Annotated in this window: 18 protein-coding genes; 1 reads left to right on the top strand and 17 read right to left on the bottom strand. The window is 28.9% G+C overall.

The annotated features are described in order from the left end of the window. Position 1: 1 nt before the first annotated feature. The 5 genes from Ollyesu_RS04350 to Ollyesu_RS04330 form a co-directional block, all read right to left on the bottom strand. Positions 2–1378 carry a S41 family peptidase gene (locus tag Ollyesu_RS04350; protein WP_279302577.1) on the bottom strand — a complete coding sequence of 459 codons (1377 nt, stop codon included), beginning with the start codon at positions 1376–1378 and terminating at the stop codon, positions 2–4. Next, positions 1375–2568 (bottom strand): hypothetical protein, encoded by a 1194-nt coding sequence (locus tag Ollyesu_RS04345; protein ID WP_279302576.1) that lies wholly within the window; start codon positions 2566–2568, stop codon positions 1375–1377. Before Ollyesu_RS04345 ends, Ollyesu_RS04350 begins: the two co-directional genes overlap by 4 nt. Positions 2569–2704: 136 nt before the next feature. Continuing rightward, a complete protein-coding gene (locus tag Ollyesu_RS04340; protein ID WP_279302575.1) occupies positions 2705–2926 on the bottom strand; it encodes a hypothetical protein in 222 nt (73 codons plus the stop codon). Between the two features lie 99 nt (positions 2927–3025). After that, entirely contained in the window at positions 3026–3247 is a 222-nt protein-coding gene (locus Ollyesu_RS04335; protein ID WP_279302574.1) for a hypothetical protein, read from the bottom strand. Between the two features lie 114 nt (positions 3248–3361). Continuing rightward, entirely contained in the window at positions 3362–4039 is a 678-nt protein-coding gene (locus tag Ollyesu_RS04330) for a hypothetical protein (protein WP_279302573.1), read from the bottom strand. A gap of 181 nt (positions 4040–4220) precedes the next feature. On the opposite strand from Ollyesu_RS04330, the gene Ollyesu_RS04325 reads away from it, so the two are divergent. Then, a complete protein-coding gene (locus Ollyesu_RS04325; protein WP_279302572.1) occupies positions 4221–4979 on the top strand; it encodes a LuxR family transcriptional regulator in 759 nt (252 codons plus the stop codon). A 1-nt stretch (position 4980) separates the two neighbouring features. On the opposite strand, the gene Ollyesu_RS04320 is transcribed toward Ollyesu_RS04325, so the two are convergent. From Ollyesu_RS04320 to Ollyesu_RS04265, 12 genes are all read right to left on the bottom strand, one after another. Further along, positions 4981–5736, bottom strand: coding sequence for a ThiF family adenylyltransferase (locus tag Ollyesu_RS04320; RefSeq protein ID WP_279302571.1), 756 nt, complete (start codon positions 5734–5736; stop codon positions 4981–4983). Positions 5737–5901: 165 nt separating this feature from the next. Continuing rightward, positions 5902–6114 carry a hypothetical protein gene (locus Ollyesu_RS04315; RefSeq protein ID WP_279302570.1) on the bottom strand — a complete coding sequence of 71 codons (213 nt, stop codon included), beginning with the start codon at positions 6112–6114 and terminating at the stop codon, positions 5902–5904. A 41-nt stretch (positions 6115–6155) separates the two neighbouring features. Beyond that, positions 6156–6614 carry a PA2169 family four-helix-bundle protein gene (locus Ollyesu_RS04310; RefSeq protein WP_279302569.1) on the bottom strand — a complete coding sequence of 153 codons (459 nt, stop codon included), beginning with the start codon at positions 6612–6614 and terminating at the stop codon, positions 6156–6158. 29 nt (positions 6615–6643) lie between these two features. Continuing rightward, positions 6644–7114 carry a hypothetical protein gene (locus tag Ollyesu_RS04305; protein WP_279302568.1) on the bottom strand — a complete coding sequence of 157 codons (471 nt, stop codon included), beginning with the start codon at positions 7112–7114 and terminating at the stop codon, positions 6644–6646. Positions 7115–7146: 32 nt separating this feature from the next. Continuing rightward, on the bottom strand, positions 7147–7299 hold the full coding sequence (locus tag Ollyesu_RS04300; protein WP_279302567.1) for a lmo0937 family membrane protein: 153 nt from the start codon (positions 7297–7299) through the stop codon (positions 7147–7149). Positions 7300–7320: 21 nt separating this feature from the next. After that, entirely contained in the window at positions 7321–7761 is a 441-nt protein-coding gene (locus tag Ollyesu_RS04295; protein WP_279302566.1) for a hypothetical protein, read from the bottom strand. Between the two features lie 24 nt (positions 7762–7785). Continuing rightward, entirely contained in the window at positions 7786–8349 is a 564-nt protein-coding gene (locus tag Ollyesu_RS04290; RefSeq protein ID WP_279302565.1) for a hypothetical protein, read from the bottom strand. Between the two features lie 267 nt (positions 8350–8616). Further along, positions 8617–10404: a CHASE3 domain-containing protein gene (locus tag Ollyesu_RS04285; RefSeq protein ID WP_279302564.1), complete on the bottom strand. Its 1788-nt coding sequence runs from the start codon at positions 10402–10404 to the stop codon at positions 8617–8619. Positions 10405–10407: 3 nt separating this feature from the next. After that, positions 10408–10854, bottom strand: a complete 447-nt coding sequence (locus Ollyesu_RS04280) for a response regulator (protein ID WP_279302563.1) — start codon at positions 10852–10854, stop codon at positions 10408–10410. A 5-nt stretch (positions 10855–10859) separates the two neighbouring features. Further along, positions 10860–11423 carry an AraC family transcriptional regulator gene (locus Ollyesu_RS04275; RefSeq protein ID WP_279302562.1) on the bottom strand — a complete coding sequence of 188 codons (564 nt, stop codon included), beginning with the start codon at positions 11421–11423 and terminating at the stop codon, positions 10860–10862. A gap of 72 nt (positions 11424–11495) precedes the next feature. Beyond that, complete coding sequence (locus tag Ollyesu_RS04270) at positions 11496–11837, bottom strand: hypothetical protein (protein ID WP_279302561.1); 342 nt, start codon at positions 11835–11837, stop codon at positions 11496–11498. Between the two features lie 49 nt (positions 11838–11886). Next, a complete protein-coding gene (locus Ollyesu_RS04265; RefSeq protein ID WP_279302560.1) occupies positions 11887–12102 on the bottom strand; it encodes a hypothetical protein in 216 nt (71 codons plus the stop codon). Between the last annotated feature and the right edge of the window lie 12 nt (positions 12103–12114).

The raw sequence follows: 12114 nt of genomic DNA, 5'->3' as shown, positions 1-12114 counted from the left end.
TTTAATAGTTTTTTATAGTGTTATTGTTTATTATTTCTAGCGCTTTATCAAGTGCTTTTTCTGATTCTATTACTACATTTGGGAGTACTCCATTTTGATCTAGCCTGACGCCATCAGAAGTATAAAAGTCTGCAATAGGAAGTATTAATTTATATTTTTCTTCAATATCAAAAGGTGCAGCGCTTAGCATGGCGCCAGCTGTTTGTTCTCCAATAATTGTTGCTCCTAAATTGTTTTTTAAAATGTAAACTATTGGTTCGCATGTGCTTGCTGTATTATTATTTGTTAGGACGTATAAATTCCCTTTAAAGACAGACGTGTCAGTCTCATGAAATACCAACTTGGCTCCTGTATTATTTTTTAGATATTCTATAAATTGGTCTGTGGTGCTTGGATTAATCTCGTTAAGGTTTTCAAACAGTTTTTTATCAAATCCAGAGTATTCTAAATTTTTGGTAATAAAATACCCTACATTGGTAGATTGACTTATTAAATGCTGCGCCAGTTCAAAAGCTGCCTCTATACCACCACCTCCATTATTTCTTAAATCAATTATTAGGTTTTCATAATTTTTATTCTCAACTACTTTTGGTAATACTTTAGCCAACTCTTCTTGTGTTGAACTAAAGTTGTCAATTTTCAAGTAAGCAGTAGTAGCGTTTTTTTCTTCAAACGTTACTTCTTTAGATTGCGTGGTATCATTATCTTCCTCCTCAGGTATTGTTGTGTTTTCTCCAGATAACATTAAATTATAATGACTAAAACCTAGATTTTGGCTAATCATATTAAAACCGACAAATAGTTCTATATCATCCTCAGCTTTATTTAAAATTCGTTTTAATGACTTATTAAATTTTTTCCAAGATTTAGTTTTTAAAACATCTTTAGAATAGATGTTTGATTCTGTTAGATCTATTAGTTTTGCATGTAAATGCTTGTAGCTAATTTGATTTTTTTTACTTTTTATAGCTTTTAAGTTACCTATAACTAAAGTATCATTTTTTAAAAGGTTTCCTGTAAGCAGGTCCTTTTCAAGAACACCTTCAAATGTTAAATCACCTAGCAATGGTGTATTTACTACTCCAACTAGATCATTACCTTCAATTGTACCATTGATGGTTATAAATATTCCTTTTTTTGGTAATTTACCGGTAGCTCTTCCTAATTTGGATTTAAAATTTCCAAACATTCTCTTATCTGCATTTTCTGGAGAAGTGATTGTAAATTGGTTTTGAGATTGGTTTACTTTTAAAAAAGTTGTGAGCACAAAATTTCCACCAAAATTAAATTCGCTTTCCCAAATTTGTTCATTGTCTTGTGCTTTTGCACTACCAGTAAAAACAAAAAGTATCATTAAATATTTAAGATAATGTCTCATTTAGTAATTGGTTTTAAAAATTTCATCTCAACAAGTTCCTCTAATACATTCCAGTTAACTTCATTGTTACCTATCTTTAAAATTTTTCCTGGATCAATTGTTTTTGGAATTTTAAAATAGGACAACACATTAAACAAGAAGTCTGTTATTTTCATAATTTTGTAATCTTTCTTGCTGACTAAGAACATTTTATCTTCACTATGTTTTATCAAGTGCACAAATTGATTTACAGCTAATGTTGTTATTTTATTAGGTTTAAAACTTGTAACATGTTCAGCTTCTTCAGTTACAGTATTTTCTTGTTGAAAAAATTTATCTATGTAAAACCAACCTTCCCATTGTTCTGGATGCTTATTTAAAAGGACTTCCAATTCGCTATATAATTTTTTGGTAACTATATTTATAAAATCATTCCTAGTGTTTTTTTCTATTAAGCTTTTTGTATTGACAGGCTTTATAGATATATAGTTATTTAAATCTTGATCTCTTTTTGTAATAGCTGTTGCAAGAGGTGCTTTTGATAAATATGAAAGAAATGCGATACCTTGTCTAGCGTATATATGATTGTTTAAAAAATTTATTTTTAATAAATTCTTGTTTTCGTTTAAATTTTTGTCAGTAGCTCCTTTATTACCATCAATGTAAAACACAATAGATTTACCTTGTTTTAATCTTTTTATTAACTCAAATATTAGTCTTGGATTTTCGGCAGGTAATATTTCTAGGTCTCTTGTATTATTGTTTAATTCCTTAAAAAGCTTATGTGTTTCACTTCCCTGTTCTTTTATGTAGTTTCCTTCTGTAACTAAACAAAAAGGGATGTTCTCTTGGTTTAATTTTTGAATAAATAGTCTGTAAGATCCTGTATGGTATGTAACAAAAATATGCCCTTCTTTATGGCAATTTTTAAGAATGTTTGAATTGTCTGTCACTTTTAATTCATCCAAAAGATGAAAGTAGTATTGATCTATAGCAGATAGTGAACGGTGAAGTTGGATATCTTGAATAGTTTTGTAGTGATTCTCATCTTTTAATCCAGGAATAAACGTTGATAAATTAGCTGACATCATTAAATACATACCTAAAAGTCCCATACTCTCGATCTCATCAAATTTTGTTTGATAAATATCCGCTTTAGTTTTATTTATAGTTTCAAAATAAGTCTGTTTGTTGTTTATATTTAAGTCCATAGGATTATATTTTTAAAGATTAATTTTAACTTACTGTATTTTAAAAATTAACCTATCTAATAGATTGTTAATCAAAAAATACAGTAAGTAAATTGGATTACTAAATTTGAAGTGTACTTGATTTTTAAAATCAATACTACATAGCTTTTAAGCTAGGCATACTAATTATAATAGTACAGCATTCGTCACCACCACAACAAGCTTTAGCAGCTTTCAGGTCATTATCATCATTAAAATCAAATGAATCGTGTTTTGCTAAAAAAGCGTCAAACTTTTTTAAATCGCCAGCATCTTTAATTTGACTTCTGACATTAGAGATTTGACTCTTATTAGATTTGTCATTTAAATTAATTTTCATAATATTATTTGTTAGAAATTTGTACCTACTCTTTTAAGGCTTTTCGGTTTTCGCCTCTATTACTTTTACAGAGTTACCTGTTTAGTTTCCTATCTTAAATTAGTTTGCCTTAAGAGAAGGAACCTCTATAGTAATAGTACAGCATTTGTCACCACCGCAACAACCTTTGGCTGCCTTTAAATCTGTTTCATCGTTAAAATCAAACGAATCATGTTGTGCTAAAAACGCATCAAACTTTTTTAAATCACCTGCGTCTTTAATTTGACCTCTAATACTTGAAATTTGACTCTTATTTGAGCTGTCTTTTAAATTAATTTTCATAATATTTAATTATTAGTATTTTACTTACTCTTTTAAAGGCTTTTCAGTTTCCGCCTAGAAGATGTTGCAATATCATATTCAAAATTAGTTACTTAGATAGAAGATTACGCTACCCTAAAGAGTAGTATGTCTGGAAGTATTTAAAACTACACTTTTAGGTAGTGTATACACTTCTGTGGTGTTCTCTAAGTTTTTATCTATTAAATGTTTGTTGTTATTATAAAAACCTAACACACCATCATAGGTCATAGCAATTGGTATAGTTTCAGACCCTAAGTAGTTTACAGATTCTCCAAGGATGTTAGTTTTTACACCTAGCAGATTTAATATTCTTAATAGTTTGCTATCACATTCTGCAAATGCAATATTATCTTTATGGTTACAGATTAGTTTTGCCACACAAACCAACAATTCTTTAAATAAGCTAATATCGCGTACCTCTTTTTTTACTGCAAATCTGCCTACATGATAAATATGGTTTACACTAGGTTTGTTAATTGCTAGAAGTGGATTAATTCCAAAAATTTTCTGAAGCGGTAAAACATCAATGTAATTCCATTTTAGAACACGAATGGCACCTAAGATAGATCCAGAGTAGTTCTTTGAAGCGTAAATTTCTGAGTTTTCATAAAAGCTTAATTCTTCTTTATAAATAGCATTTACATCATCTTTATAGTCTTTGGGCAAGTTATTGTTAGAGTGATGTTTAAAGTTTTCTTTAACAACAAATTCTGCAAGATTTAATAATTGATTTTTTTGAAGCTTTTCTAAATAGTTTTTTGTGAGTATCATAATATATAAGTTTTATACTCAAAGCTATTTAGATGATTAAGCAATATTGTTACACAAAAAGGTGGTAGTGAGGCAGTTACAAAAAAACCACACTTAAGGGTAGGTATTTTAGGTTTAGTAAAATTGAAAAAAGATGATACCCTATTTAAAAAAATATTATATTTGAGTATAAACCACTGTTATGCCTGATGTAAATGATTTTTTTTCTTTTAAAAACAGTCTTAACGATGTTTCAGAAGAAGATCAGAAACAAGCCATTAACTACCTAGAATCAATCGATGCCTTAGCTAGGACTACTTATAAAAGCCTTTATATAGTTGATTATAAAGAGAAAGGGTTTGACTACGTATCTGAGAACCCTCTGTTTTTATGTGGTAATACAGCAGAAGAAGTTAAAGAAATGGGATACGCATTTTACTTCAAACACGTGATAGAATCTGATTTAAATCTTCTTTTAAAAATAAATAGAATCGGGTTTGATTTTTATGATAAAGTGCCAGTTGAAGAGCGGAAAGATTACACAATATCTTATGACTTTCATTTAATTAATAAAGACGGAGAAAAAACGTTAATTAATCATAAAATGACGCCTTTATTTTTAACCTCAGATGGTAAATTATGGAAGGCTATTGCAATTGTTTCTCTGTCTTCAGAAAATAAATCTGGGAATATAATAGTGTCTAAAAAAGGGAGTAATACAATTTTTACTTACGATTTAGATGGTGATTTTTGGAAAGAAACAGAAGCTGTAAAATTGACTAGTAGAGAGAAAGAAATTTTACAATATTCTTCTAGAGGATTTACTATTAACGAAGTGGCAGAAGCAATATTTGTTTCGCCAGATACGGTTAAGTTTCACAGAAAAAAACTGTTTGAAAAATTAGAGGTAACCAATATCTCTGAAGCTATTGCCTACGCTACAAATAATAAGTTAATCTAGTTTAACTATTCATTATAGTAGATAAATAAAATTCAGGAAACCTTTTAATGTTCTTATTTGTTGCAATATTGTACAGCAAATGCGTACACATTGCAGCTACAGTCCAAGAGGCTATTGGCAATTGAGGTGGTGGTAACACTTCTTTTTCTTTCAGGTACTTTTCTATACACTCATCAATCCAATCATGTGGTGTTTGCCAAAACTTTAAATAGCTGGTAGCATATTCTACCATCTTAAGTTCATTAAATTTTTCGTTAGGTTTTTCTATTGAGTCTAATAGCAGTCCTTCTGGAGTGATAATAGTTACTAATCCTCCCCAACCTAGGTTATATGGATGTAAAACAGGGATTCCTTTTTGTTGACATATTTTATCAAAATGTAAAGGGATGTCTGAGGTAAAATCTAAAGCGTTAATAGCAATTTTATGGCCTTCAACTAATGTTTCTACATTGTCTTTTGTTAAAAAACAATTGTGGACTGTAATGTTTGCTTTGTTATTAATAGATAACAGTCTTTTTTTTATAGCGCTAACTTTATCTGTATCAATATCGTCTTCTGTGTAGTTTTGTCTATTTAGATTTGAAAGTTCAACTTGATCGCCATCAATTATGGTTATATTTTCAAAACCCAAACGTAATGCACATTCTGCAATGACACTACCAATACCACAACCTCCTAAAATAATAGGATAATTTTTAATAGCTTCTTGTTCTTCTGGAGTTAAGTATATTCTATTTCTACTGTATCTATTGTCCATTATTTAAAGATATACTACAAAAATAAGCCAGAAAGTAAAGCTAATACTTAAACAAAAGGGTAGTTTTAAATTTTAATTAAAGATATTTTAACTGATGTAAATCTAAAGCTATAATAAGCCTAATAAAAAAAGACTCGCATTTGCGAGCCTTTTTTATTTAAATAATTAATCTTCTTCTTTTATTTTTATTTCGTCGTCTGTGATTTTAACCTTTTTATCTTCGGTTTCCATCTTAATTTTATCGTCTTTAACTTTAATTTCTGCACCTTCGTCTTTCATTTCTTGAATAACTTTTTCTTTTTCAGATTCTTCTCTACAAGACGTAAAAGAAGTAGTTATAAAAGTTAGTGCCAATATTGTGAATATTATTTTTTTCATGAGTATTATTTTAATGGTTAATGTGTTGATATAATATATAATTAGTCTATTATGTCTTCAAGTCTTTTTACAGTGTTTAGTGCAGACTTAACAGTCGTTAATTGAGACTGTACTATTGTTTTAATTTCTGGATTATTGTTAAATTTTTCTAACTGAGATTCATATTCAGCAATACTAGCTTTTTCACCTCTAATGCACTCTTCTAATAATGCTTCATCAGTATCTTTAGATAAAGTAGATTTTATATTAATCCAACCTCTGTGTAAGTCTCCTTTTAAAGTTCCATCTGCTTTAGGTTCTGCATTGTGCTTTCTAATTTGATGGTCTAATTCTGTAGCAAACGTATTGCGTTGTAATGCCTTTTGTTGTAACCAGTTTTTTAATGGCTGATTGTCTGTTTTAGTCATTACTTGCTTATAACCTGCTTCTGCGTCGTAGTTTTTTTGTAGTAAATCTTGTAGTGCATTTACTGTATCTTGATTTGATTGTGTAGTTTTCATAGTTTTATGCTTTAAATTGTTAGTAATTTTTAGAATCGGTAACGTAATGCTAATGCGATATCGAAATCGACGTCATCACTAAAGTCATCGTTAAAACCTAATTCTGGTCTAAAGTCTAATGATAGTTGTAAAGGAATATTAAAATTATATTCAATTCCAATGTCTCCAGCAATTAATCCGTAAGTTCCATCAACATTTCCCGCATCAAAGGATCCAAAACCTCCTCCAGCACCAACATACCAATTAAAATTAGTATCTAAAGGCATAACCCATTGGTATAAACCAACTATTTTAATGATGTCCACATTATCTGAATCTCTCCAGCCTAAGTTAAATTCTAATCTGTTATTTTCTTTTAAATATCTTTGGTAAGAAATCTCGGTTCCTAAACCGTTATTATCTCCAAATCTTAATCCGATTGCATTACTTGAAATGTCCTGAGCATTAATTGTAAATGTTGCTATAGTGATTGCTAAAATTGAAAAGAATAATTTTTTCATGTTAATTGTTTTAAAGTTTATTATTTGTTAGTTTATACTCCTTTACCACCAATTAGTCTAAGTAATACAGCAATTACTGCTATCACTAAAAGTGTATGGATTAATCCACTTGCACTGTAGACAAAAAATCCAAGTGCCCAGCCGATTACTAATATTACAGCTATTATATATAGTAGGCTTCTCATAACAGAATTGGTTTTGATGATTTATTTTGTGGTTTTAAATGATTCAATGATATTTGATTTAGCAACCTCTACATTACCCATTAATTTCACCATTTTTTGTGCTTGCTCTAAAGAGGTTGCAACTCCTGTTGCATATCCACGATCTGTTGCGATTCCCCAAGTGTACACACGCTCTGGGTTTTTTTCGTTTTTTAATACAATTCCGGTCACGTCTTTTTCTAAGATTGTAGAGTTTTTACTTAGTGTTTCTATGTTATTGTTTGCTTCTTCAAAAGTGTCCGAAGTTCCTGTAAAAACACCTGATGTAGTTCTGACTGTCCATTGATACACTTGCGTTTTTGCAACAACAACTTTTGGGTTGTTACTATCTAATAATTGGTTGTCTAATAAGTCTAGTTCTGCTGCATTAGCAAAGAATATACTTGAAGCTATAAGTCCTAAAGTAAATATTGATTTTTTCATAGTTTTAAAGTTTGATTGTTAATTTTAACTGTTAGTATTTAGGTTGTTAATTATGTTTTTAGTTTTATTTAGACTACTTTTTAATTTAGAGTTTGTAGTATTTACTAATTTTTTAAACTCTTTATTTTTAGTGGTTTTTGATAATTGTTCTAATAAAAATAATTGGCTGTCTATTTTAGATTTTAATTGGCTAGCTATCTTAACGTTATCATTTTCGATAGTTTGTTTCTCTGATAATTCTGAATAATTTGGTATAGAAATTAATGCTTTTGAAGCCACATCATTATAAGTTTTTGCAACGTAAATATGTGTATCCTCAATGGTTTTTGCTAACTCTGCAATACTGTCTTTCTCTAATTTGTCTTTTAAAATTTGACTTAATGTAATTGCATCTTGGTTATCTTTTGAAAGCATTAGTAATAATTTTGCTTCGTTTTTACTATCGTTAATATCTTCTATAGTTTCTTCGTTTTTAGTTATTTCAGATTTTTCGTTTTTTATAAACTTATCGCATGAACTAAAGTTGATAGCTAATACAGCTATTAATAGCATTAACACGATTATTCTTCTATTTTTTAAATACTTCATTTTCGTTTCTAATTTATTACTACAAATATGCTAAGGCTTAAGCGTTATTGTTTTACAACATTTTAAACATTAGTTATAGAATTCTCATTTTTATAATGTTTGTAAGCCTTTAAGCGTAACACTTTACAAAGTAACAGTAATTTGGTGCTTGATATGTTACATGATTTTTAAATTGGATTACAAGATTTTAATATGTAAACATTAAATCAAGGCATAAAAAAAGCCTTACATATAAGTAAGGCTAATACATGGTTAAAACTTTTAAATTTAGTCTATGGGTAGATAGACTAAAAATGTGGCTCCTTCACTAGGTCTACCAACTGCTTTTATAATTCCTTTGTGGTTATCGGTTATTTTTTTACAGATTGATAGTCCTATTCCAGTACCAGAATACTCGTCTTTATTGTGTAGTCTACTAAATAATATAAAAATTTGTTCTGCGTACTGGTTATCAAAACCAATACCATTATCTTCAAATGTAATTTTATGATAGTAAGGTTTTTTAGCTTTTTTTAAATTCTCATCCTCATTGGCATCTACAATTTGATGCGATATTTTAATTTTTGGTACCCTGTTATTAGTTTTATACTTGATAGCATTACCAATGATGTTAACAAATAGTTGTTGTATTTGAAACGGAATGACTCTAATTGTTGGGAATGTGTCAGCTTCAATAATAGCATTTTCTTCAGAGATCACTTCTGCTAAGTCTTGTTTGGCTGCTTCTAGTAGTATATTGATGTTGGATTCTTCAAAAACTTTATCCGCTTTATTAGATCTGGAGAATTGCAATAAATCATCTATTAATACGCGCATTCTGGTTGCTGCGTTTTGGATTCTGTCTATATATTTTAAACCTTTTTCAGATAATTTTTCAGCTTCTTCATCTTCAAGTCTTGATAAAAATGTTTGAATTTTTCTAAGTGGCTCTTGCAAATCATGACTGGCTACATGGTTAAAGGAAGAGAGTTCTTTATTACTACGTTCTAACTCTGTATTACGTTCTTCTAGTGCTTTGTAGCTAGTAATTTCGTCTGTGATATCTGCAGTTGTCCCTAATAGTATCAACTCATCGTCGTCATTAACTAATGATTTTCCGTAAGCTTTTAAATGTTTTATAGTTCCGTTTTTGTGTACAACTCTATAGTTAATAAAAGGTAGTTCCACGTTTTTCATCATTTGCTCTACTTGATGTGCTAATTGGTCTACATCTTCAGGATGTACAAATTGCATAAAATTTTCTAGAGTAGGTTCAAAAGACTGTGGTTGCTCACCTAATAATCTATATAAATTATCAGAATACTTAAAGGTGTTACTTTCTACATGCCAAGTCCAATTACCATGTTTACTTACAATTTCAGATTGATTAGCAGATTCTTTAAAGAGTTCTAAAGATTCGTTTGCCTCTTTTAATTTTTTCATGTTTTTAGAAATTTTTAAGTATGCTAAAAACATGATCGCCAATGTTAGTAATAGTAATGTAAATAGTAGTAGTGGTGTAGCGCTTAAATTACTTTGATAATCTGATTTTCTTTGTTCTAAAAGTTGGTTTTCAGTACTAATCATATTATTTATATGATTTCTGATGGTATCCATTTCTTTTCTTCCCTTTTTTAATTCATCACTAAATTTTTTACTATCAAAGTAATCTTCAGGATTTTCATATTCTAGAGTTGTTTTGAAGGTTTCTAGCCTATTGCTTATTAATAAATTTAGGTTTTTTAGATTGGATTGATATGTCGGATTATCGCTAGTTAGTGATTTTAGTTCTGCAAAATTATTATTTATCCTTTCGCGACTATTTAAGTAGGGTTCTAGAAAAATAGAGTCTTTTGTAACTAAAAATCCACGATGTCCAGTTTCGGCATCTTTTAAATAAGATAATATTTGTTCTAATTCTACATTTACACGGTAGGTATGTGTAACTAGCTCACCAGATTTTGTTAGATCGCTCACACTTCTGTAGGATAAAGCACCAAGTAGTAAAATAAAAAAAGCACTAATGTAAAGTAGTGTTTTAAAAAAATTAATATTGTTGTTTAATGTTTTTATCATGATTTAAAAACGTAATAAAAAATTATCTTTATTCATGCTGTTAGTATGGTACTGCCAATTAATAGTAACCACATCTGATAACACTTTTTTTAAAGTTTTAAAGTCACTAGGCTTTTTTATATAAATGTTAGCTCCTTGGATAAACGTGTTTTCAATATCTTCCTCTGATGCAGAAGTCGAATAAATTGCGATAGCTATATCTTTAAACTTAGTATTTTTCTTAATCTCTTTTAAACATTCTAATCCAGATTTTCTTGGCATATTTAAATCAAGAAACAAGACGTTTGGCAATGTTGCTCCTTCACTGTTAAGATAATCCATTAAGTACACACCATCGTTAAAGGTGCTAACTTTACTTTTTATTTTTAGATCTTCAAACGCATCTGTAAAAAACATTCTGTCATCTTCGTCATCATCTGCTAATGCTATAGATATATAGTCTTCCTGCATATTAGTTAGTTGTTATTTTGATTAAATTCTCTTCTTTTAGCAATGATTCGCTGAAAAGCTGAAGGTGTAATTCCTGTTGTATTTTTAAACTGTGTACTTAGGTGAGCTACGCTAGAATAGTTAAGCCTAAAAGCAATTTCTGTTAAGCTTAAATCTTCTTTAATAATAAGTTGTTTGGCGTGTTCTATTTTTTGAAGTATTATAAAATGTTCTATAGAAGTGTAGGTAACTTCTGAAAACAAGTTTGATAAATAACCATAGCTATGTCCTAATTTTTCTGCAAGATATACAGAGCTTTTGACGTTTACAGTAGTGTTTTCGTTAAAAACCATATCTATAATAGTGTCCTTGATTTTTTGAACTAAAATGCTTTTTTGGTTTTCTACAACCTCTATATGGTAATTTTCTAGAGCCTGTTGTAAATCTTCTTGTCTTTGTTTGCTTAATTTTTCTAATAATTCAATTTCTCCAAACGCAATGACATTATATTTGATACCTTGATTAATTAGAACTTCATCTAAAATTTTTTGACAAAGTGAATTGAAATTAAATTTAAAAAATAAAGTCATATAATAATTTTATTGTAAAAATAATACATTACAGTTAATTATTATATGACTACAGTTTATTGAGGCTAAAGATTACTTGATTGGTTTAATCTTGGTTATTTTTGAGTTGTTAGAAATGTTGTATTTAGTAGTATTATTAGTGGCAACTTCATCTAACTCAATAGTTAATTTATTAGTGCTAATAACTATAGGTTTATTTACAGTTTTTACAATTTTATAATTAGGCACTTTAACTTTAACGTCAAAATAGGCATCACCTACTTTTAAAGTTTTGTTTATTGATTGTTCAGCTTGATTGTTATTATGTAATGGTTCTAAATTATCTACAACCTCTACACCAGAATTTGCAGTCATTACTATTAGTGGTAAGATGCATAAAATAACAATAATTGATAATAATTTATTAGGATTCATTTTTTTGGTTTTAGTTAATATTAATCGATAATCTAATAATGAAGTTTTATTAATCGTTGGACTGTTGTTCTCTTAAATCTTTTGGGTTTTTTGGTGTCCTTTTATTTGGATAAAATTCATATTTAGCATACACAATCATTCTAACTAATATTGCTGTAAAACACAAGATTTTAAATGTGTGTGCAATTTGACCTCCAAAAAAAATATAACCCAATGCCCAAAAAACAATTGCTAGTATAATTAATATGTTTTTTAATGCCTTCATGATTATTTTTTA

Origin of the sequence: Olleya sp. YS (assembly GCF_029760915.1) — a bacterium.
Classification (GTDB): Bacteria; Bacteroidota; Bacteroidia; order Flavobacteriales; family Flavobacteriaceae; genus Olleya.
This window is presented reverse-complemented; position numbering and strand designations above follow the sequence as displayed.